Raw genomic sequence first — 21,176 nt, 5'->3', positions numbered from 1 at the left:
GTGAGAGGAAAAAGTAAAATGAATTTAAAAGCTACCAACAACGTGGAAACCAACAAATACCAGTTGCAGATTGAGGTCACCCCCGAGGAATTTAACAAGACCCTGGACGCTGTGTTCAAGTCGGAAAGCAAAAAGCTGAATATCCCCGGCTTCCGCAAAGGCAAGGCGCCCCGGGCTTTTGTAGAAAAGTATTACGGCGAAGAAGTGTTCTTTGACGCCGCTGTTGACCGGCTGTACCGCTCCATCGTCATGGAAGCCATCGACCAGTCCAAGCTGGAGGTAGTCAGCATTGGAGACTTTAAAATCGACGAAATCAGCAAGGCGGCTGGCGTGCAGTGTACGCTGACGGTTGTCACAAAGCCTGAGGCCTCCATTGAAGGGTACAAGGGCATTGAAGTCACCAGGGAGCCTGTTGTGGTAACAGAAGGGGACATCAATAGCGAGCTGGAGCGGGTTCGGGAGCGCAATTCCCGGATGATCACAGTAGAAGGCCGCGCGGCGGAAAACGGCGACATTGCTGTAATCGACTTTGACGGCTATGTAGATGACAAGCAGTTTGACGGAGGCCAGGCGGAGAACTACGAGCTGACCTTGGGTGCCGGGCAGTTTATCCGCGGTTTTGAGGATCAGATCGTGGGCCACAGCACAGGGGAGGATTTTGACGTAAACGTAACCTTCCCGGAGGATTACCATGCTGAAGAGCTGAAAGGGAAGGCGGCTGTTTTCAAAATCAAGCTGCATGAGTTAAAGACAAAGGAACTGCCCGAGGTAGACGATGAATTTGTAAAGGATGTCAGCGAATTTGACACCTTGGAGGAATATAAGAAGGATATTGAAAAGAAGCTGCTGGAGCGCCGGGAAAAGGCCGCGGATGCCGATGTGGAGAACCAGCTTATTGACGCGGTTATTGAAAAGGTGCAGGCGGAAATCCCGGATGAGATGGTAGAAAACGAGGTAGATGAAATCATCAACGCCTTTGCCCAGCGCCTGCAGTCCCAGGGCCTGAAGCTGGAGACTTACCTCCAGTATACCAATATGACCACCGACGATCTCCGCGCCCAGTATAAGCCCCAGGCAGACCGGCAGGTAAAGGTGCGGCTGGGCCTTGAAAAAATCGCACAGTTAGAGGGCATCAAGCCCACAGATGAGGAGTGCGAGGAAGAACTGAAGCGCCTGTCCGAAGCGTATGGGATGCCCCTGGAGAACGTCAAGGGCCTGGTGAACATGGATATGGTCAGCGCAGACCTGGCAAACCAGAAGGCTGTAGAGTTTGTGCGTGCCAACGCTGTCATCAAAGAGCCGGAGGCTGGGGAAGAATAACAGGAAAAATAAGGCAGAAATGCCTTTTGCTGGCATAATTTTTCTGAAACCGAATAAATCTTATTGCCTGCTTTCATACTAATTTAGGCTGAAGGCCTGTTTGGAGTGATTTGCTTTCAAAAAGGGCCTCTGGAAAGGAGCTAATCAATATGAGCCTGGTGCCATATGTTGTGGAACAGACCAACCGGGGCGAGCGGTCTTACGACATTTTCTCCCGCTTGCTCAATGACCGGATCGTTATGCTTAACGAGGATGTGAACAGCGCGTCTGCTGGTGTTATTGTGGCGCAGCTTCTGTACCTGGAAGGGCAGGATCCGGAAAAGGACATCTCCCTGTATATCAACAGCCCTGGCGGCGTTATTACCGACGGCATGGCCATTTATGACACCATGCAGTATATCAAGTGCGATGTGTCTACTATCTGCATTGGCATGGCAGCCAGTATGGGTTCCTTCCTGCTGGCTGCGGGGACGAAGGGCAAACGTTTTGCCCTTCCAAACAGCGAAATCATGATACATCAGCCCAGCGGCGGCGCACAGGGGCAGGCCACGGATATCAGTATCCATGCCGACCATATCCTGCGCACCAAGAAGCGCCTGAACACCATCCTGTCCCAGCGCACAGGCCAGCCCATTGAGGTCATTGAGCGGGACACCGAGCGGGATAACTTTATGACAGCCCAGCAGGCACTGGAGTACGGCCTTATCGACAAGGTTATAGAATCGAGATAACAGAAAGGGTGTGGACAGATGGCGGGAATCAATGAAAGCGAAATCTGCTGTTCTTTCTGCGGAAAGCCGCAGGCTGTAGCAACCCGTCTGATAGCAGGCTCCGGGGTGTATATCTGCGATGCTTGCGTCAGGCTGTGTATGTCCATTATAGAGGATGAGGATCGGCTGAAAAAGGGCAGAAGCGACGAAAAGGAAGTGGGCATCCTGCTGCCAAAGCCACAGGAAATCAAGCGGAAGCTGGATGAATACGTGGTGGGGCAGGAGAGCGCTAAAATCGCTTTGTCCGTAGCGGTTTACAACCACTATAAGCGCATCTATTTTTCCAATGACGATGTGGAGCTGTCTAAAAGCAACGTCATGCTTTTAGGACCCACCGGCGTGGGCAAAACCTATCTGGCCCAGACCCTTGCAAAGCTTTTAGACGTACCCTTTGCCATCGCGGACGCCACCACCCTGACAGAAGCGGGCTATGTGGGCGAGGATGTGGAAAATATCCTGCTGCGGCTTATCCAGGCGGCAGACTATGATATCTTCAAGGCAGAGCGGGGCATTATCTATATCGACGAAATCGACAAAATTTCCCGCAAGTCGGAAAACACCTCCATCACCCGGGATGTCAGCGGCGAGGGGGTGCAGCAGGCCCTGCTGAAAATTCTGGAAGGCACCACCGCCAGCGTGCCGCCGAAAGGCGGGCGCAAGCATCCCCAGCAGGAGGCCATCAATATCGACACCTCCAACATCCTCTTTATCTGCGGCGGCGCCTTTGACGGCCTGGAAAAGATTGTCCAGCAGCGCTCTGCGTCCACCACCTTAGGCTTTGGCGGGGAAGTCCATGGGAAAAAGGAACTGGATTCCATTAACTGGATGAAGGATGTAACCCCTCACGATCTGGTAAAATACGGCCTTATCCCCGAGCTTGTAGGCCGTATCCCGGTTATCACATCCCTGGAGGGCTTGGACGAAGAGTCCCTGGTGCGCATTTTGCGGGAGCCGAAAAATTCCCTCTTGAAGCAGTACCAGAAGCTGTTTGACCTTGACAAAGTGGATCTGGAGTTTACGGAAGAGGCCCTGCGTTCCGTTGCCAGGCAGACTCTGGAGCGCAAAACAGGCGCCCGGGGCTTGCGATCCATTTTGGAAGGGGTTTTAATGCCCATGATGTATAAGGTTCCCAGCGACTACACCATTGAAAAGGTAAAAATTACAAAGCAGATGGTAGAGGACGGCATGGAGCCGGAAATCCTGTACAACAAGGACAGAAAACCCGTTAAAATCAAAATCACCCAGCCTAAGCGGCGTGACCGCAGAGACTCGGTATCATAAATAAGGTAGCGAAAAAGGCTGTTGCCGGCATGGTTCCCGGTCGCAGTCTTTCGCTGGTTTTAGGAGATCATCATGCAAAATTTTACAGATGAAAATAGCAAGATAGAAAACAACTTGGTTTTGCCGGTTCTGGCTGTGCGCGGGCTGGTGTTTTTCCCCGGTATGATGCTGCAGTTTGACATTTCCCGAAAAAAATCCGTACTGGCAGCATCTGAATCTATCGTCAATGACAGGCTGATTTTTCTAGTCTCCCAGGTGCATATGGAGGATGGAGAACCGGTAGGGGATGACCTGTACCGGGTAGGCGTCATTGCCCGCATCAAACAGGTGGTACACCACTCAGAAGAAGGGGCAAAGCTTCATGTAGAGGGGCTGTGCCGGGGGGAAATCACCTCTTTTGTGCAGGAAGAGCCTTATCTGCTGGGGAACATTGTGAAATGCCCTATGCTCACCTATAAAAAGTCCTACAAGTCTGAAGCCCTCATCCGCATTATCCACGAGCGCTTTGACGAATACCTGCGCCTGTTCAAGCATGTGCCCCCGGATGTGCTGCTGGGCGTGCTCCAGGAAAAGGACTGCGGCAGGCTTGCGGACTACATTGCCTCCAACATTTCCATCGACTTCGAGCGCAAGCAGTATATTTTAGACGAGCTGCGGCCCCTAAAGCGTATGCAGAAACTGATTGACGTGCTGACCGAGGAAATCCAGATTCTGGCTGTAGAAAATGAAATCAATCAGAAGGCCCAGGCCCAGATGGATGAAAACCAGCGGGAATATTTCTTAAAGGAACAGATGCGGGCCATTGCCAATGAACTGGGGGAAGAGGACGACCCTCAGCAGGAGTCAGATGAACTTCGGAAAAAGGTGCGCGCCCTGCAGCTTTCCAAGGTCTGCGAGGAAAAGCTTCTAAAGGAATGCAATAAGCTGTACCATATGCCCTCCGGCTCCCACGAGGCCAGTGTCATCCGGCTGTATCTGGACACCTGCCTGGAGCTGCCCTGGCGGAAATCTTCCAAGGAAAAGCTGGATTTAACCCGCGCCCAGCGGATTCTGGATCAGGATCATTATGGGCTTGTAAAAGTCAAGGAGCGGTTTATTGAAATCCTGGCAGTGAAAAGCCTTGCGCCTTTACAAAATGGACAGATCATCTGCCTGGTTGGTCCTCCGGGCGTGGGCAAAACCTCCATCGCCCGTTCCATTGCCCGGGCCACCGGACGCAAATATGTGCGGGTGTCCTTGGGAGGCGTCAGCGATGAAGCAGAAATCATGGGTCACCGCAAAACCTATGTAGGCTCCATGCCTGGCCGTATTATCAACGCTGTGAAGCAGGCAGGAGTGAACAACCCCCTTATCCTGCTGGACGAAATTGACAAACTGGGTACGAACTTCAAGGGGGATCCCGCTTCCGCCTTGCTGGAGGTGTTGGATCCGGAGCAGAACGGGGAGTTTACCGACCATTATATTGACATGCCCTTTGACTTGAGCCATGTGCTTTTTATCACCACGGCAAACGATGCCTCCCGCATCCCCGGCCCGCTGTATGATCGTATGGATATTATCGAGCTGGGCAGCTATACGCTGGAGGAAAAGTTAAATATTGCTACCAAGCATCTGGTGAAAAAGCAGCTTACAAAGCATGGCATTAAGGCCCGGCAGTTAAAGTTCAGCAAAGCGGCCCTCCGGCAGATCATCGAAGGCTACACCCGGGAGGCTGGCGTGCGCACACTGGAGCGCACCATTGCTTCCGTCTGCCGGAAAACAGCTAAAAAAATTGTGCTGGATCCGGAGTTTTCCAGCGTTTCTGTAAAGCCCGAAGATCTGGAAGAGCTGCTCGGCCCCCGGAAATATACCCAGGATCGCCTGCCCAGTGAAAATATGGTGGGCCTTGTCAACGGGCTGGCCTGGACCAGCGTGGGAGGGGAGCTTTTGCCCCTGGAAGTGGCTGTTATGGAAGGCACAGGCAAAATCCAGCTTACTGGCTCTTTGGGGGATGTGATGAAGGAATCCGCCAACGCGGCCATCACCTGCATCCGCACCCGGGCCGGCGCTTTGGGCATTTCTCCCAAATTTTATGAAAAGTGTGATATACATATTCACGCTCCGGAGGGCGCAGTGCCCAAAGACGGCCCTTCTGCCGGCATCGCCATGGCCACTGCTATCACTTCGGCCTTAACCGCCATACCTGTGCGGCGGGATATAGCCATGACAGGGGAAATCACTTTACAGGGCCGCGTGCTGCCCATCGGCGGCCTGAAGGAAAAAGCCATGGCAGCCTATAAAAACGGCATAAAGACTGTGCTTATTCCCATTGACAATGTGCCGGATCTGGCAGAAATAGATGAAGTTGTAAAGAAAAATGTATGCTTTATCCCAGTAAAACGAGTAGATACCGTACTGGAAAACGCTTTACAGTGTATGCCCCGGCCCATCCAGCCGGAGGGACAGGCCATTTCCGAGGAAATCCCCCTGCACCCAGCTCCCGCTGACCACTATGTAGAGCCTGCCAGAGTGTAAAGTAAAGGAGCTTACCAGTGGATTTTCAACATGTAGAATTTGAATTTGCAGCAGGACGCAAAGACCAGTTGCCCGCCTCCAATTTACCAGAGATCGTATTTTCCGGCAAGTCCAACGTGGGGAAATCCTCCCTTTTAAACCGTCTGGTGAACCGCAAGGCCCTTGCCCGGGTGAGTGCCACGCCGGGTAAAACCGCCACCATCAATTTTTACCGTCTGATGGATTGCCGTTTTGTGGACTTGCCCGGCTATGGGTATGCAAAGGTTTCTAAAAGCGAAAAAGAGCGCTGGGCCTCCCTAGTGGAGGGATATTTTGCCCAGCAGCGCCAAATTGCCCTGGTTATCCAGCTTATCGACATGCGCCACAAGCCCTCTGCCAATGACCTGCAGATGATAGATTTCCTGCAGGGAATGGGTGCGCCTTTTGCTGTGGTCTGCACTAAGTCCGACAAGCTGAATAAAGGGGAGACAACGTCTCAAACCCAGCTTTTTTCTGATTTGCTGGCCCCTCTGGGCATTCCTTTTTATCCTTTCTCCGCGGTAAAAGGAGCCGGGCTGGAAGAGGTGCGGGAACTGATTGCAAAGGCTGTAGAGACGTATGCGGACATGTAATTTTTGATTGTGCGAAAGGATGATGAGATTGCTTTCTCCCTGCCTTGAAATAAACGAGAGGGGACGGCTGGCTATCAGCGGATGTGATGCCGTAGAGCTTGCCGGGCAGTATGGCACACCCCTTTATGTGATGAGCGAGGACGAAGTACGCCGGGTTTGCAAAAGCTATGTGCAATCCTTCCAGAAATTTTATGGGGGCCATGGCCGCCCTATCTATGCCAGCAAGGCCTTTAGCTGCAAGGAAATTTACCGTATTGTGGTAAGCGAAGGCCTGGACGTGGAAGTGGTTTCCGGCGGTGAACTGTACACAGCCCTGCAAGCAGGAGTGCTGCCCCAGCATATCCATTTCCAGGGGAATAATAAGTCTGCCGGAGAGATAGCCTTTGCCGTTGAAAACGGCGTGGGAGACATTGTGGTGGACAGCTTTTCCGAACTGCGGCTTGTAGAGCGCATTGCGGAGGGCAATAACGCTGTGGTCAACATTTCCCTGCGTATCAAGCCGGGCATAGATGCCCACACCCACGACTTTATCCGCACCGGGCAGATTGATTCCAAATTCGGCATCGACTTGGCAAGCGGCGAAGCCCTGGAGGCGGTGCGCCAAAGCCTTTCCCTGGAGCATGTAAGCTTAAAGGGGCTGCACTGCCACATCGGCTCCCAGATTTTTGAAGTGGAGCCTTTTGTACACGCCGCTGAAGTCATGCTGGAGTTATTCGGGCAGGTAAAGTCCCAGTTTGGCGTGGAGTTGGAGCATTTGAACCTGGGCGGCGGTTTTGGGGTGCGCTACACCCAGCGGGATGACGCCCTGCCTTATGAAAGCTATATGGAGGCTGTGTCCCAGATGGTACACAAGAAGTGTAAAGATTTAGGCCTTGACCAACCTGAAATTTACATTGAACCAGGCCGATCTGTGGTGGCGGAAGCAGGCATCACCTTGTATACTGTGGGCGCCATCAAGGAGATTCCCGGTGTGCGCAATTATGTTTCCATTGACGGGGGCATGTTTGAGAATCCCCGCTATGCCCTCTATCAGGCCGATTACACCTGCCTGCTTGCCAATAAAGCAAACGCGCCTGCGGATTACATTGCCACAGTGGCAGGAAAATGCTGTGAGAGCGGCGATCTGATCCAGGAGCACACGCCTATTCAGCGCCCAGAGGAAGGGGACATCCTGGCAGTGCTCACCACTGGGGCCTATAATTATTCCATGGCCTCAAACTATAACCGCAATCCCCGGCCAGCCTGTGTTATGGTGTCCCAAGGGGAGTCCCGTATCATCATCAAAGGGGAGACCTATGAGGACTTGGTGCGCAATGACGTATAAGGGGCGGCATAATGGGCTATAGATATTTGATTTTTGATGTGGACGGCACGCTGTTAGATTTTGGACGTGCCTATGCCTGCGCCCAAAAAGCCATTGCGGAGAAGCTTAACGCCGCGTATACGCCGGAATATATTTCTTTAGATGAAAAATTAAGCTGGAAAATCTGGGACGAGTTTGGCTTGGACAATACCTCGAATCAAGACATCCAGGCAAATTACCACCGCTATTATTATGCGTATCTCCAGCGGCATTTTACATGCCTCGCACAGACCCTGGGGTGGGGCGGGGATATAGACGAACTGGTGGAATGTTACCTGAAGCATGTAGCCTTGTCCTGCGATTTTATGGAAGAGGATACCTTTGATATCTTCAGGCAGCTTTCCGCAAGCCATAAGCTGGTGCTGGCCACTAACGGCGTCACCCGGGTGCAAAGGCCCCGAGTGGAAAAACTCCTGCCTTATACGGAGGCTGTGTTCATTTCCGAGGAAATAGGCTGTATCAAGCCGGGAAAGACATTTTTTAAAGAAATGCTCGTATCCCTTAGGTGCAGCCCGGAGGACTGCCTGATGGTGGGCGACTCCCTTTCCAGCGATATTGCAGGCGCTGTGGCTGCCAGGATGCCCGCCTGCTGGTATAATCCCAGAGGAAAGCAGCCGCCTCAGGACATTGCACCTGCCTATATTATCCGCAGCCTGCGGGAGCTGGAGCGGGTTTTGTCCTGATGCCATAAAATCCACAGACTTTGAACTTTACTTTTCTGCTTTTCTGTGTTAAAATGATAAACCAGTGGGAACCGTGTGAAAACAGGGAGATAAGAACATACCGGGCGCAGAAAGCCTGCGGGTTTTAAAATTTTTCATGGAAAGAAAGGACGGCGCAGAGATGAACGCGAAATTGCAGGACGGTAACATAGATTTTCTTTTCCAGGCAGTGCTGTCGCTGGAAACGCCGGAGGAGTGCTACCGCTTTTTTGACGATCTGTGTACAGTGCCAGAGCTGAAATCCATGTCCCAGCGTCTGGCTGTGGCAAAGATGCTCAGCGACAAGCAGGTATACAGCGACATTGTGGCAAAAACAGGAGCTTCCACCGCCACCATCAGCCGGGTAAACCGTTCTCTGAATTACGGCAGCGACGGCTATGAATTGGTGTTCAGCCGGCTGGGAAAAGAGAGGAAGCAGGAATAAGCCTATGGGAAGCTACGCGGTTTTTGCCCAGTTTTACGATGCCCTAACCGCCAACGTGGGCTATAAGGAGCGGGCGGAATATTTCCTTTCCCTCTTAGAGCGGCTGGGGCATACGCCCGGCCTTACATTGGATTTGGCCTGCGGCACAGGCTCCCTGACTCTGGAGCTGTTCCGCAGGGGCGTGGATATATACGGCATAGACGCTTCTGTGGAGATGCTTTCAGAGGCCCGGATGAAATGCGCCCAGGCAGGGGCGGACATCCTGTTTCTGTGCCAGAAAATGCAGGAAATGGACTTGTACGGGACAGTGGATACGGTTATCTGCTCTTTAGACAGCCTGAACCATTTAAGCGGCAGGGAAGAGATGCAGCAGGCCTTTGGCAGGGTTTCCTTTTTTATGAATCCCGGAGGGTATTTTTTATTTGACCTGAACACCCTCTACAAACACGAAAAGGTGCTGGGGAACAATACCTTTGTCTATGATATAGGGCAGGTCTACTGTGTATGGCAGAACCGCTGCATCCCAGGCTCTGGGCGTGTGGACATCCAGTTGGATTTTTTCCAGCGGGAGGGGAAGCTGTACCGCCGCAGCCGGGAGCACTTTTCCGAGTCTGCCTACCCGCTGGAAGAAGTATTTGCCATGCTGGGAAAGGCAGGTTTCGGAAATATCCAGGTGTATGACGAGCTAACGTTTCAGCCGCCCCGGGAGGACAGCCAGCGGCTGGTGTTTGCCGCGCAAAAATTGAAATGAGGGGAGAAAACCCAAACCATATGGACAGGATTATCCGCACCATCACTTCCGATGGGAGCCTGATGGCTTCCGCTATCGACTCCACAGAGCTTGTATACACAGCCCAGCAGCTCCACGGGCTTTCCAAAACAGCCTGCGCGGCTTTAGGCAGGCTGCTGACAGGCGCATCCCTTATGGGCGCCATGCTGAAAAAGGATAATGCCACCCTAACCCTGAAGGTAAACGGCGGGGGGCCTTTAGGCACCCTTGCAGCCCTTTCAGACAGCCGGGGCAACGTGCGCGGCTATGTGGACAACCCTCAGGTGGAACTGCCCATCCGCCAGGATGGAAAAATAGATGTGGGCGGCGGCGTAGGCCATGAAGGCCGCCTGGCAGTTATACGCGACTTAGGGGAGGGCGACCCTTATATCGGGCAGACAGCCCTTGTAAGCGGTGAAATAGCCGAGGACATCACCCAGTATTATGCCATCAGCGAGCAGGTGCCCACAGTGTGCGCCTTAGGCGTGCTGGTGGACAGGGAAAAGGGCGGGGCGCTGCTTTCCGGCGGGCTGCTGATTCAGGTGCTGCCCAGGGCAGAGGAAGCCGCTGTAAAGCAACTGGAAGCCAATATCGCCAAGCTGGATTCCGTAACCACCATGCTGGCAAAGGGGCTTTCCCTGGAGGAAATGTGCCAGAAGGCTCTGGACGGCTTTGCCATGGAGGTTTTAGACGAGTTTCAGATACACTATGTGTGCAATTGTAGCAAAGAGCGTTTTGCAAAGGGCCTTCTGACCTTAGGCCCTCAGGAAATCCGTACCCTTCCTTTGGACAGCCAGGGCAGGGTGGAAACTGTATGCCAGTATTGCAGCCGGAAATATTACTTTACAAAAGAGGAACTAGAGTCCCTGGCAGAGCAGGCGGCAGGCAGTTTAAAAAAAGAAAAATAAATTTTGAAAAACCCCTTGACATTTGACGGAAAATCCTGTAATATATAGAGCGTCGCTGGTAGACAGCGCAAGCGCCGCTTAAGCGGTACTTAGGATGTGTGGGAGATGGGGGCATAGCTCAGCTGGTTAGAGCACCTGCCTTACAAGCAGGGGGTCATAGGTTCGAGTCCTATTGTCCCCACCATACACATGTTTTACTTAGGTAATCTGGCCCGGTAGTTCAGTTGGTTAGAACGCTAGCCTGTCACGCTAGAGGTCGACGGTTCGAGCCCGTTCCGGGTCGCCATATTTGCCTCTGTAGCTCAGTTGGTAGAGCAGGGGACTGAAAATCCCCGTGTCATTGGTTCGATTCCGATCGGAGGCACCATTTGCGGGCGTAGCTCATCTGGTAGAGCGCCACCTTGCCAAGGTGGAGGTAGCGAGTTCGAGCCTCGTCGTCCGCTCCACAAGATGTGAAAAGACGCTTCTTTCTTGGAGCGTCTTTTCCTAAACATTGGTGACATAGCCAAGTGGTAAGGCAAAGGTCTGCAAAACCTTCATTCCCCGGTTCAAATCCGGGTGTCACCTCCAGAAACGCTATGGATAGATGTCCATAGCGTTTCTCATTTTCTGTAAAGGTGGAAGCTTTATGCTGGAAAATATCCCGGACAGGGAAGAACTGGCGGCATTGCTTGGGCCAGCGCTGTATGAGGTGTGGACGGGCTTGTGCGCCGCAATTGACGCGAAATACGAAATGGAGCGGCTTTGGAACACAGGCGGCAAAAACTGGCAATATGAATATAAGTACCGCAGGGGCGGCAAGACCCTGTGCGCCTTATACGCCCGGGAAGGCTGTGCAGGGTTCATGGTAATTTTTGGCAAGGCCGAGCGGGATAAATTTGAGGCACTTCAAGACAGCTTCCCTGCACAGATACAAACAGCATACGCAAAGGCGCAGACTTTCCATGACGGAAAATGGGTTATGTTTGAGCCTGAAAGCACAGAATTGCTGGACGATTACGTGCGGCTGTTGACAATCAAGCGGAAGCCGAACCGAAAATGAAACCCCTGTTTTGCGAAAGGAGCGTGTAAAGCTTATGCAGTTGGAAACAGAACGCCTTATCCTGCGGGAGATGGTTCCCAGCGACTTTGATGCCCTGTACAAGGTTTGGGGGAATAGGGATATCATGCAGCACTACCCCTATACCTTCGATGAAAAGCGGGTCAGGGAATGGATCCAGCGGAACATGGAGCGGTATCAGATTTTTGGCTTTGGCCTATGGGCAGTGGTTTTGAAAGAGACGGGGGAAGTAATCGGTGACTGCGGCCTGACCATGCAGAACATCGGCAGTAAGATAAAGCCTGAGATTGGCTACCACATCCGCAAAGATCAGCAGCGCAAAGGTTATGCCAAAGAGGCTGCCCGGGCCTGCCGGGATTGGGCCTTTGAAAACACCCCTTTTAACATGCTTTTTTCCTACATGAAATACACGAACATCGGCTCTTATTCCACTGCTATGGCTAACGGCATGCGCCTGTTAGAAGAGTTTGAGGACGATGTGAACACCATCACGAAGGTTTATGGCATCACCCGGGAGGAGTGGGAGCAGTGCCGGTAAAAGAATGGGGAATACCCACCCTGCTGGAAGCCTCGGATCCGGAGAGCGCTGCGGCCCTGTGCAGCCATTTAGGGTTTGGCTTTGTCGAACTGAACATGAACCTGCCCCAGTACCAGCAGTGGGACATGCCCTTGCTGCAAAGCGTGGCAGACAGGTATCAGGTTTATTTCACCATACACCTGGACGAAAAGTTGGATCTGTGTGATTTCAACCCCCTTGTGGCCCAGGCGTACCTGGACACCCTGTTGAAAACTATCTCCTTTGCCCGTAAGCTGCACATCCCTGTCTTAAACATGCACCTGTCAGAAGGCGTATACTTTACCCTGCCTGGGAAAAAGGCGTATCTCTATGAAATGTACCGGGAACATTTCCTGGGGCGGCTGGCAGAGGCCATTGCCCGGTGTGAGGAAGCCGCAGAAGGGGCGGTTTCCATCTGCCTGGAGAATACCGGGAATTTTAACAAACCCTTCCTCCAAGAGGCCCTGGAGCTGTTCCTCCAAAGCCCGCTCTTTGGGCTGACCTTCGATATCGGCCATAACCACAGCGCCGGGGACGTGGACAGGCCCTTTTTCCTTGCACATAAAGAACGGCTGCATCATTTCCACATTCATGACGCAATCGGTGGAAAAAACCACCTGCCCTTGGGCACAGGGAAAATTGATTTGCCCTGGCACCTGGCTCTTGCCGCTGAGAGAAACTGCCGGGCTGTGCTGGAAGTGAAAACCTCGCAGGCCCTGGCAGATTCGGCGGCGTGGCTGGAAAGGGAAGGCTTCTTGGACAGGAAATAATAGGTGCGAAAAAACGCGAGAAAGGAACGATACCGGGCACAGCCTGTATCGCAGGGCGATTAAAATGTATACAAAAAGCGATTTGCTGGCAGACATTAAAAACATGGGTGTCAACCCCCAAGGCGCTTTGCTCATCCATTCCTCCATGAAGGCCATCGGCCCAGTAGAGGGCGGTGCGGATACAGTCCTGGACGCTTGGTGCCAGTACATGGGGGAGGGGCTGCTCATTTTTCCCACCCACACCTGGAAATACATTGGGCAAGGCAAGGAGCAGACTGTGTTCGACTCCCGCACGCTTCCCTCCTGCGTAGGCATCCTGCCCGAGCTTTTCCGGCACAGGCCCGGCGTGGTGCGCTCCCTGCATCCCACCCATTCAGTAGCCGCCCTGGGAAAGGGTGCCGCGGCCTACACAGCCGGCGAGGAACAGGCCCACAGCCCCTGCCCCCGTGATGGCTGCTGGGGCAGACTGCTGGACTTGGACGCGGACATTCTCTTTTTAGGCTGCACCCTGCGCTCCAACACCTTTATTCATGGCGTAGAGGAGTGGGAAGGCATTCCAAACCGCCTTACAGAGGAAACCCGGCCCATCACTATTATAGGGCCTCAGGGCGAAGAATACCGCACAGACGCGCGGTTTCATTACTGCCCTGCCGGGGACGTTTCTGAAAACTATGACAAGCTGGAAAAGCCATTTTTGAAGCATGGAGCCATCCGGTATGGCACGTTTGGAGATGCCAAATGCATCATCGGCAACGCCCGTAAGATGCGGGCAACTGCCTGCGCACTGCTGGAAAAAAATCCCGATCTTTTCCTGGACGCACAAGCAGTTCCTGAGGAATGGTATGGATAATTGCAGAGCCGGAAGGCGACAGCCTTTCTTGCGGTTCCTGCCTTGAATCCCACAAAATCCCCTTGAAAATCTACATATTCAACTTATGTTGGATACGCTCTAAGAAAGCGCCCAACCCCGCAAGGCTGGCGCTTTTCTTTTTTCCTCTTCTGGATTTTTGAAAAGAAAGAATAGGAAAAATATTCCCAGCATAGCTTGTATGGAAAGACTGTGAAACCTACAAGGCAAAGGGGAGAAGGCATGAAACGGAAGCTGGCATTTTGGGTGTTATTCTGCGGGGCGCTGGCGCTTTTCGGTATACAAACCATGGAAGCTTTTGGCGTGGTGTCCTTCCACGCCGATTTTTTCCAGAAAAAAGGAACCATTGTAGTGGACGCGGGCCATGGCGGCGAAGACGGCGGAGCCGTAGGCATAAACGGGGCGGTGGAAAAGGATATCAATTTAGCCATTGCCCTGGAGCTGGAGAAGCACTTAAAGCAGAATAATTTCAATGTCATCATGATCCGGGACACCGACAGCGCCGTAGGGGATCAAAGCCTTGGCAGCATTGCCGAGAGAAAGCGCTCTGACACAAAAAAGCGTCTGCGCATAGTGGAGGAAACAGGAGAGTGCATTCTCATCAGCATCCATCAGAACCACTTTTCCGAAAGCAAGTACAGCGGTACCCAGGTGTTTTATTCCGGCGCCCGGGAAGAAAGCGGAGTGCTGGCAGAGGCGGTCCGGCAAAATATTGTAAGCGCCTTGCAGCCTGAAAACAAACGGGAAAATAAGCAGGCTGAAAAAAATATTTATCTGCTGTATAACTGCCATGTACCAGCTATTTTAGTAGAATGCGGCTTTTTATCAAACCCTCAAGAGGCCGAAAAGCTGCAAACGCCTTCTTACCAGCAGGAAATGGCGGCGGCTATCTATAACGGGCTGATAGACTATTTGCAGGCAAACCAGGATGTCGGAAAGGAGCAAGGCAGCAACGGGCAGTTTGCAAATCCATAAAAATGTGATATAATGGCTGTAAAGAATGCTATTACACTTGACATATCATAAGGAATGAAAAAGCAATGGCAGCCAAAAGCAAAGTCATATACCAGTGTACCCAGTGCGGGTTTGAATCCCCCAAATGGGCAGGAAAATGCCCTTCCTGCGGGGAGTGGAACACTCTTCTGGAGACAGTGAAGGAGCAGGAAAGTGCCCAGCGTGCGGCTGTAAAGCGGGCTGTAGGCGGCATGGCCTCCCGGGCAGTGCCTATCGGGGAAATCAGCACCACAGACGAGCACCGCTACCACACAGGCCTGTCCGAGTTGGACAGGGTGCTAGGCGGCGGCATCGTAAAAGGCTCCCTTGTGCTGATAAGCGGCGATCCCGGCATTGGCAAATCCACCATCCTTCTGCAAATCTGCGAATATCTGGGGCAGAATCTGCGGGTGCTCTATGTGTCCGGGGAGGAGTCTGCCCGGCAAATCAAGCTGCGGGCCTCCCGGCTGGGGGTGCAAAGCCCGAACCTGATGATCCTGACGGAGACGGATATCCAGTACATAGTGGAACAAATCCGGGCCGAAAAGCCGGACTTGGTGATGATCGACTCCATCCAGACTATGAACTACACAGAGCTTTCCTCCTCGCCAGGCAGCATTACCCAGGTGCGGGAATGCACCAACGTGATGATGCGCTGTGCCAAAGCCCTGGACATCCCGGTTATTGTGGTGGGACATGTGAATAAGGACGGGGCCATTGCCGGGCCAAAGGTACTGGAGCATATTGTGGACGCTGTCCTTCTCTTTGAGGGCGACCGGCAGATGACCTACCGCATTTTGCGGGCAGTAAAAAACCGTTACGGCTCTACAAATGAGATCGGCGTGTTTGATATGGGAGAGAAGGGGCTGCAGCAGGTGGAGAACCCTTCCCTTGCCATGCTGTCCGGCAGGCCCAAGGATGCCTCCGGCACCTGCGTCACCGCTGTCATGGAAGGCTCCCGGCCTTTGCTTGCGGAGATACAGGGGCTTGCCACCACCTCAGGCTTTGGCACGCCCCGGCGCATGGCCACAGGCTTTGACAACAACCGCATGGCCCTGATTCTGGCTGTGCTGGAAAAACGGGCTGGCTTCTATTTTTCCAATTTAGACACATACCTGAACGTGGTGGGGGGCCTGCGGCTGGATCAGCCCTCTGTAGACCTGGCGGTAGCTGTAGCGCTGGTGTCCAGCCTGAAGGACATGCCCATTCGGGAAGATACTGTGGTGTTCGGGGAAATTGGCCTGGCAGGAGAACTGCGGAGCGTCAGCCACGTAGAACTGCGCATTGCGGAAATCAGCCGCCTAGGCTTCACTAGGTGTATCCTGCCTTACCATGGGCTGAAAAACGTGTCCAAAAGCAAGCTGGAAGGGCTGGAGGTTATCGGCGCCCGGAATATCCGGGAGGCCTTCCAGGCCGCCACCACATGAGCGCGCACACGCCGCGGCTGCCTTGCCGCCCGGCAAAGCTGGCGCTGGTTTCCGGGGAATATCCAGAACTGGCAGACAGCCTGAAGCGGCAGGGCATTACCCCTATTAAAACTTTGTTCGATTCCCGTTTGCCCGCTCCGCTGGGATACCATCCTGACATGCAAGTGTTCCTTTTTGAACGAGAAGCCTTTGTGTTAAGGAAAAGCGCTTTACAAGACAAGCTGTCCAGCCTGGGGCTTTCTGTAAAAGAAACCATTCGTCAGCCAGAAAGCTGGTATCCTTGCGATGTGCTGTGCAACGGCTTTGTATGGGACAAATGGCTGGTGGGGAATCCCCAAACGCTGGATGCAGGCATACAAAACGCGGCTCAAGCCAAGGGACTGGAACTGCTGCCAGTGCGGCAAGGATATGCGGCTTGCTCTACAGCACTGATAGATGAAAAGGCTTGTATCACTGCTGACGCAGGCATGGTAAAGGCCCTGGAAGCAAAAGGATTTTCCGTACTGAAAATCCAGCCTGGCTTCATCAGGCTGCCCGGCTATGACACTGGCTTCATTGGTGGATGCTGCGGCAAAGTCTCCGCCGATGTGCTGGCAGTTTCCGGCAGGCTGGATAGCCATCCCGATGGGAAAGCTATCCAGGCTTTCTGCGAAAGCCGCAGCGTTTCCATTTGGGAACTGACTCAAAATCCTCTTATAGATGTAGGCGGTATTTTGCCCTTGGCTTAATGCCAGGAGGGACGAAGGAGCCAGCACCATAAGAAGGGGCTTTTTCCAAAAAGAGCAATTATACAAAATTTCTCGTTTTGTCTCTTTTCGCGCATATACTTGATGCGCGAAATGATACAAAACGCCAATTTTGTAAGCGCGCAATATCCGGGCGCGCGCTAATTGCGGTTCGAGCGCAGGCGAGACTTTTTGGAAAAACCCCGCAACTTGGGTGCTGACGCTGAGGAGGGCGGAGGTTCGCTGGCTCTGGCTGTTTCTTATACTTGATAATAGGCACAGTATTCCTTCAATAAATTACTTGTGGATAACCGCATTATAAATTTATTGACTGAAAGTGATGTCTACTGCAACGGACGCATGAAAATCAACCCCTGTAATGGGGAAGTGCTGGAGGACGTTGTCGCAAACCGTCCTATCTTTCGGCGGCTGGCTGTGGAGGAAGTCGGGGACAGGAAGAAGAAAACACGGAAACAATCGGCGGAGGGGGAAAGCGCTGGGAGGTCTGCGGCCCGGGCAAGAAAACAATTGTTCGAGCTGGCTGTCTGCAATCCCATGGAGTATTTCATTACCCTTACGCTGGATGAGAGGGAGATAGACCGATATGACTACAAAAAATGTGTGCTTAGGCTCGGACAATGGCTCTCCAACCGTGTGGAGCGAAATGGTTTTCAATACATCCTTGTGCCAGAACTGCACAAGGATGGAGCGTTGCACTTTCACGGTCTGGTTAACGGTGGAGGGCTTCGGCTGTGTGAAAGTGGGCACAAAACGAAAGATAATAGAATCATATACAATATATCTAACTGGCGTTATGGCTTCACAACTGCTGTCAAGCTGTCCGGAGATTACGGAGCAGTTTGTCGCTACATCACAAAATATATTACAAAATCTACGGAATCAGGGTGCATTGGTGGGCGGTACTTCTTTCACGGGGGAGACTTGCGGCCCCCTCGGCTGGTTTATTACCAGGCCGACAACTGGGCGGAAATCCCGGGAAAGGTGGTGGTGGTAGAGGAAGCTGGGTTAGAGTTCCGTTATCGGCCTATAGGCGAAACGCCCACTTAATATATTTCCTTGTTGACAATATGACAACCGCAAGGTTGGGGGGAGAATTGCGGTCTGAATTTTTGGAAAGGGGGGAGTTCGTGCGGTTGATTTCCCAGATGCCGGAGACGTACAAGGTGGCGCTTCTGCTGAGCCTGGAAACGGGCCTGCGGATTTCAGACGTGCTGGGCCTGACGTTTAGCCAGGTGCTTTGGAGCGCCCCTGTGCGGGAGCGCAAGACGGGCAAGACGGTTGTGCTGGATGTGCCAGCCTATCTCAAGGCGTCTTTGTGGGGCTGGTGGCTGGACAGGCAGAGGGAGCTGGTCTTTGAAAGCAAGAAGGCCCCTGGCAGGCCCGTGAGCAGGTCTACGGTGTATCGTTGGGTGAGAAGGGTGGCTCAGGCCGAAAAGGCCCATGTATCGCCCCACACGGCCCGGAAAATCTTTGCTGTGGAGAGGTTCCGGGAGAGCGGGAGCTTGGAGCAGGTGCAGGAAGCCTTGCGGCATGACAGGCCGGAAACAACGGCCTTGTATGCGCTAAGCGACAAATTTTGACAATTTTGTAACCTTTTTGCAACACTTTCAGGATTGTTGCAAAAAAAGGCCCCGGGCTTGACAAGTCCGGGGCCTTTGTGCTACCCTTTTTGTAGTGACACAATCAGGGCCGAGCACAGTCTTATTGTTTTGTACGTAAACCTCGCCCGTCTCGGGTGCCCGCAGGCAAGCCCGAGACTTGGCGATTGTTTCCGTGATTACAATAATACTATCTCTTGTGGGATTTGTCAAGGCCCGGAAAGGAAAAGATGGAATCTGGGCTTTATTTTCAACCTTCCCGCGCGCCAGCGCGGGCCAGCGACCGCAAGGAGGCCCGGAAGCCCGGGCCGACTGAAGGCGCGCCGCTGACCCAGCGGAACACGCAGGAGGGACGAAGGAGCCAGCACCATAAGAAGGGGCTTTTTCCAAAAAGAGCAATTATACAAAATTGATATTTTGTATAATTCAGGGGAGGCAGAAACATATTTGTGCCTCTGAAATTCCATAAAACCCGGCTAAAATCCCAGAAAGGAATCCTTGCCATGAGTTTTTCAATCAAACTGGAAATGTCCGATCTCGTTCAGGAATACGCCATGTATCTGCGCAACATCAAAGGTTTGTCCGCCAAAACTGTAGATGAATACTGCATGGATCTGCGCACGCTGTTCCGTTTCTTAAAGGTCAATTGGGCCTTGGTACAGCCCGGCGTGCCACTGGAAGAAGTTTCCGTAAAAGACGTGGGCTTGGAATTTGTTCGGAACATCAAAACCTATGACCTGTTCGAGTTTATGAATTTTGTGGCAGACGAGCGCAATAATATGAGTTCCACCCGCCAGCGGAAATCCTCCTCGCTGAAATCCTTTTTCAAATACCTCACCGTCCACGAAAAGCTTTTGGCAGAAAACCCCACAGAAAACCTGACCCCACCTAAAAAAAAGAAATCGCTCCCCCATTTCCTTTCTCTCGAACAAAGCATCGAACTGCTGCAGGCAGTAGAAGGCCCGGACGCGGAGCGTGACCGCTGTATCCTGACCTTGTTTCTCAACTGCGGAATGCGCCTTGCTGAGCTGGTTTCCATCAACATTTCAGATGTGCTCTATAACAATTCCACTCTTCGCATCCTGGGCAAGGGCAACAAGGAGCGCATTGTATACCTAAACCAAGCCTGCCTGGACGCTATCAACAGCTACCTGGCGGTACGTCCCAAGGACGGCGTAATTGATCGCAGCGCCCTCTTTCTCAGCAACCGGAAAACCCGCATCAGCCCTAAAACTGTGCAGGCTATGGTAAAGAAATACCTGGATAAAATCGGCCTCAGCGGCCCTGGTTACTCCGTACACAAGCTGCGCCACACAGCCGCCACCTTAATGTACCGCTACGGCGACGTGGATATCCGGGTGCTCCAGGACATTCTGGGCCATGCCAATCTGGGCACCACAGAAATCTATACGCACACCTCCAGCAATCAGATGGAAAGCGCCATAAATGCCAACCCTCTGGCCTATGTATCTCCCAAAAGCGAGAAGAAAGAACGGAAAGACGAGGAATAGAAAAACAGCAAAAAATAAGCAAGCCTTGAGAGACGAACCGCCTTTCAAGACTTGCTTTTATTTTTTGTCCATCATAGATTCCTCACAGGATTTCTGCATCATATGGCGCTCAACAACAGGATAAACCATAAAATTCACCAGGAACATGGAAAAACCGCAGCCGAACAGCCCGAAGAAGATAGAAAACACCAAAAGATTCAGCACCAGCAAAGGCAGGCTGCAAAAAAGCACCAGTACGCTTAAAAGGAGCGTAAGCAGCAGATTCCGCCCAAGGCCTACAACTGAAAAAATCAAAGCATTTTTGTAGGCTTGTCTCCATTTCAAATGGAACGTAACCAGCATAACTGGCAGATAATATTGGGCAAACAGGCACAGCAGCCCCAGCATCACACAGGGCCATAAAAGGGCATAATACAAGGGCTGGCTTTGGGCCGCCCAGCCATAACAGGCAATGGAAGTGGACAGCACTGCAAACTGAAGATAACACACAGCGCCCCCTAGCAGGAAGCTTTTCCAGTTGGCCCTCACAGCGTCCCAGAAATCATACCAGATAAAAGCGTGTTCTTCCCTTACATAATTCCTAGTAACAAGGGACAGCCCTGCCCAAAATGGAGAAAGCAGCACCAGCGGCACCGGAACTGCCCACAGCCTCCACATATCCAGCCAGAAGCCTTTCATTTCATAAGGAGCCGGGTGGGAAAACTGCTCCCATCTGCACCACTGTATACCGTTTCCCGCCTCTGGCAAACGCATCAGATAGTGCGGCAAGAAAAACTCCAGCGCCGCCATTAACGCCAGCACCAGCAGAACCGGAACCAGGAAAAGCAGGTTCAGCCGCACCAGTTGGGAAAATTTCCGCCCCCAAAGCTGAAAAAACCGCGCTGGCGCTGCTTTGGGCTTTTCCTCTCTGCGCCCCCCAGATCCAGACCTGCCATAAGGCCTGAACAAACCAAAGAAAGGCAAGC

The 21,176-nt window shown here is 52.6% G+C and carries 21 protein-coding genes and 5 tRNA genes; 25 read left to right on the top strand and 1 reads right to left on the bottom strand.

Translation table 11 applies throughout. The annotated features are described in order from the left end of the window. The first annotated feature begins 18 nt into the window (after positions 1-18). The 25 genes from tig to D1841_RS01340 all read left to right on the top strand — a co-directional run bounded on the left by tig (position 19) and on the right by D1841_RS01340 (position 20,211). Positions 19-1,320, top strand: a complete 1,302-nt coding sequence (gene tig, locus D1841_RS01460; protein ID WP_160641373.1) for a trigger factor — start codon at positions 19-21, stop codon at positions 1,318-1,320. Between the two features lie 149 nt (positions 1,321-1,469). Next, the gene (gene clpP / locus D1841_RS01455) at positions 1,470-2,051 is read left to right on the top strand and encodes an ATP-dependent Clp endopeptidase proteolytic subunit ClpP (RefSeq protein ID WP_160641372.1); all 582 of its coding nucleotides are present in this window, start codon (positions 1,470-1,472) and stop codon (positions 2,049-2,051) included. An 18-nt stretch (positions 2,052-2,069) separates the two neighbouring features. Further along, the gene (gene clpX / locus D1841_RS01450; RefSeq protein WP_160641371.1) at positions 2,070-3,371 is read left to right on the top strand and encodes an ATP-dependent Clp protease ATP-binding subunit ClpX; all 1,302 of its coding nucleotides are present in this window, start codon (positions 2,070-2,072) and stop codon (positions 3,369-3,371) included. Between the two features lie 72 nt (positions 3,372-3,443). Next, on the top strand, positions 3,444-5,885 hold the full coding sequence (gene lon, locus D1841_RS01445; RefSeq protein ID WP_160641370.1) for an endopeptidase La: 2,442 nt from the start codon (positions 3,444-3,446) through the stop codon (positions 5,883-5,885). 17 nt (positions 5,886-5,902) lie between these two features. Beyond that, positions 5,903-6,496, top strand: a complete 594-nt coding sequence (gene yihA / locus D1841_RS01440; protein ID WP_160641369.1) for a ribosome biogenesis GTP-binding protein YihA/YsxC — start codon at positions 5,903-5,905, stop codon at positions 6,494-6,496. Positions 6,497-6,515: 19 nt separating this feature from the next. Then, positions 6,516-7,820 (top strand): diaminopimelate decarboxylase, encoded by a 1,305-nt coding sequence (gene lysA / locus D1841_RS01435; RefSeq protein WP_160641368.1) that lies wholly within the window; start codon positions 6,516-6,518, stop codon positions 7,818-7,820. 11 nt (positions 7,821-7,831) lie between these two features. Then, entirely contained in the window at positions 7,832-8,542 is a 711-nt protein-coding gene (locus tag D1841_RS01430; RefSeq protein WP_160641367.1) for an HAD family hydrolase, read from the top strand. 160 nt (positions 8,543-8,702) lie between these two features. After that, complete coding sequence (locus tag D1841_RS01425) at positions 8,703-9,005, top strand: YerC/YecD family TrpR-related protein (protein WP_160641366.1); 303 nt, start codon at positions 8,703-8,705, stop codon at positions 9,003-9,005. A 4-nt stretch (positions 9,006-9,009) separates the two neighbouring features. Then, positions 9,010-9,756, top strand: a complete 747-nt coding sequence (locus tag D1841_RS01420) for a class I SAM-dependent methyltransferase (protein ID WP_160641365.1) — start codon at positions 9,010-9,012, stop codon at positions 9,754-9,756. A gap of 20 nt (positions 9,757-9,776) precedes the next feature. Then, the gene (gene hslO, locus D1841_RS01415; protein ID WP_160641364.1) at positions 9,777-10,682 is read left to right on the top strand and encodes an Hsp33 family molecular chaperone HslO; all 906 of its coding nucleotides are present in this window, start codon (positions 9,777-9,779) and stop codon (positions 10,680-10,682) included. Positions 10,683-10,789: 107 nt separating this feature from the next. After that, positions 10,790-10,866, top strand: a tRNA-Val gene (locus tag D1841_RS01410). Between the two features lie 25 nt (positions 10,867-10,891). Then, a tRNA-Asp gene (locus D1841_RS01405) sits at positions 10,892-10,968 on the top strand. 5 nt (positions 10,969-10,973) lie between these two features. Beyond that, a tRNA-Phe gene (locus tag D1841_RS01400) sits at positions 10,974-11,049 on the top strand. A 3-nt stretch (positions 11,050-11,052) separates the two neighbouring features. After that, a tRNA-Gly gene (locus D1841_RS01395) sits at positions 11,053-11,128 on the top strand. 49 nt (positions 11,129-11,177) lie between these two features. Then, a tRNA-Cys gene (locus D1841_RS01390) sits at positions 11,178-11,252 on the top strand. Positions 11,253-11,310: 58 nt separating this feature from the next. Then, a complete protein-coding gene (locus D1841_RS01385; protein WP_160641363.1) occupies positions 11,311-11,724 on the top strand; it encodes a DUF3788 domain-containing protein in 414 nt (137 codons plus the stop codon). A gap of 34 nt (positions 11,725-11,758) precedes the next feature. Beyond that, positions 11,759-12,280, top strand: coding sequence for a GNAT family N-acetyltransferase (locus tag D1841_RS01380; protein ID WP_160641362.1), 522 nt, complete (start codon positions 11,759-11,761; stop codon positions 12,278-12,280). After that, positions 12,271-13,068: a sugar phosphate isomerase/epimerase family protein gene (locus D1841_RS01375; RefSeq protein ID WP_160641361.1), complete on the top strand. Its 798-nt coding sequence runs from the start codon at positions 12,271-12,273 to the stop codon at positions 13,066-13,068. The genes D1841_RS01380 and D1841_RS01375 overlap by 10 nt, the downstream gene beginning before the upstream one ends. Positions 13,069-13,132: 64 nt before the next feature. Further along, positions 13,133-13,918 carry an AAC(3) family N-acetyltransferase gene (locus tag D1841_RS01370; RefSeq protein WP_160641360.1) on the top strand — a complete coding sequence of 262 codons (786 nt, stop codon included), beginning with the start codon at positions 13,133-13,135 and terminating at the stop codon, positions 13,916-13,918. A gap of 240 nt (positions 13,919-14,158) precedes the next feature. Then, positions 14,159-14,911: an N-acetylmuramoyl-L-alanine amidase gene (locus D1841_RS01365; protein WP_160641359.1), complete on the top strand. Its 753-nt coding sequence runs from the start codon at positions 14,159-14,161 to the stop codon at positions 14,909-14,911. Between the two features lie 65 nt (positions 14,912-14,976). Next, the gene (gene radA / locus D1841_RS01360) at positions 14,977-16,356 is read left to right on the top strand and encodes a DNA repair protein RadA (RefSeq protein ID WP_160641358.1); all 1,380 of its coding nucleotides are present in this window, start codon (positions 14,977-14,979) and stop codon (positions 16,354-16,356) included. Further along, entirely contained in the window at positions 16,353-17,084 is a 732-nt protein-coding gene (locus tag D1841_RS01355; RefSeq protein WP_160641357.1) for a DUF6873 family GME fold protein, read from the top strand. The genes radA and D1841_RS01355 overlap by 4 nt, the downstream gene beginning before the upstream one ends. A 324-nt stretch (positions 17,085-17,408) precedes the next feature. Then, positions 17,409-18,149 (top strand): hypothetical protein, encoded by a 741-nt coding sequence (locus D1841_RS01350; protein WP_160641356.1) that lies wholly within the window; start codon positions 17,409-17,411, stop codon positions 18,147-18,149. Between the two features lie 20 nt (positions 18,150-18,169). After that, positions 18,170-18,682: a site-specific integrase gene (locus D1841_RS01345; protein WP_256376624.1), complete on the top strand. Its 513-nt coding sequence runs from the start codon at positions 18,170-18,172 to the stop codon at positions 18,680-18,682. 521 nt (positions 18,683-19,203) lie between these two features. Next, positions 19,204-20,211, top strand: coding sequence for a tyrosine recombinase XerC (locus D1841_RS01340; protein ID WP_160641338.1), 1,008 nt, complete (start codon positions 19,204-19,206; stop codon positions 20,209-20,211). Positions 20,212-20,268: 57 nt separating this feature from the next. Here the strand turns inward: D1841_RS01340 and D1841_RS01335 are convergent, their stop codons facing one another. Beyond that, positions 20,269-21,174: a DUF624 domain-containing protein gene (locus D1841_RS01335; RefSeq protein ID WP_160641337.1), complete on the bottom strand. Its 906-nt coding sequence runs from the start codon at positions 21,172-21,174 to the stop codon at positions 20,269-20,271. Positions 21,175-21,176 lie beyond the last annotated feature (2 nt).

The sequence above is a fragment of the Neglectibacter sp. X4 genome (assembly GCF_009917365.1).
Lineage (GTDB): Bacteria > Bacillota > Clostridia > Oscillospirales > Acutalibacteraceae > Acutalibacter.
This window is presented reverse-complemented; position numbering and strand designations above follow the sequence as displayed.

Coding starts and splice junctions, on each gene's coding strand:
- tig (WP_160641373.1), top strand. CDS start 19: ATGAATTTAAAAGCTACCAACAACGTGGAAACCAACAAATACCAGTTG.
- clpP (WP_160641372.1), top strand. CDS start 1,470: ATGAGCCTGGTGCCATATGTTGTGGAACAGACCAACCGGGGCGAGCGG.
- clpX (WP_160641371.1), top strand. CDS start 2,070: ATGGCGGGAATCAATGAAAGCGAAATCTGCTGTTCTTTCTGCGGAAAG.
- lon (WP_160641370.1), top strand. CDS start 3,444: ATGCAAAATTTTACAGATGAAAATAGCAAGATAGAAAACAACTTGGTT.
- lysA (WP_160641368.1), top strand. CDS start 6,516: ATGATGAGATTGCTTTCTCCCTGCCTTGAAATAAACGAGAGGGGACGG.
- D1841_RS01430 (WP_160641367.1), top strand. CDS start 7,832: ATGGGCTATAGATATTTGATTTTTGATGTGGACGGCACGCTGTTAGAT.
- D1841_RS01425 (WP_160641366.1), top strand. CDS start 8,703: ATGAACGCGAAATTGCAGGACGGTAACATAGATTTTCTTTTCCAGGCA.
- D1841_RS01420 (WP_160641365.1), top strand. CDS start 9,010: ATGGGAAGCTACGCGGTTTTTGCCCAGTTTTACGATGCCCTAACCGCC.
- hslO (WP_160641364.1), top strand. CDS start 9,777: ATGGACAGGATTATCCGCACCATCACTTCCGATGGGAGCCTGATGGCT.
- D1841_RS01385 (WP_160641363.1), top strand. CDS start 11,311: ATGCTGGAAAATATCCCGGACAGGGAAGAACTGGCGGCATTGCTTGGG.
- D1841_RS01380 (WP_160641362.1), top strand. CDS start 11,759: ATGCAGTTGGAAACAGAACGCCTTATCCTGCGGGAGATGGTTCCCAGC.
- D1841_RS01370 (WP_160641360.1), top strand. CDS start 13,133: ATGTATACAAAAAGCGATTTGCTGGCAGACATTAAAAACATGGGTGTC.
- D1841_RS01365 (WP_160641359.1), top strand. CDS start 14,159: ATGAAACGGAAGCTGGCATTTTGGGTGTTATTCTGCGGGGCGCTGGCG.
- radA (WP_160641358.1), top strand. CDS start 14,977: ATGGCAGCCAAAAGCAAAGTCATATACCAGTGTACCCAGTGCGGGTTT.
- D1841_RS01355 (WP_160641357.1), top strand. CDS start 16,353: ATGAGCGCGCACACGCCGCGGCTGCCTTGCCGCCCGGCAAAGCTGGCG.
- D1841_RS01345 (WP_256376624.1), top strand. CDS start 18,170: ATGACAACCGCAAGGTTGGGGGGAGAATTGCGGTCTGAATTTTTGGAA.
- D1841_RS01340 (WP_160641338.1), top strand. CDS start 19,204: ATGAGTTTTTCAATCAAACTGGAAATGTCCGATCTCGTTCAGGAATAC.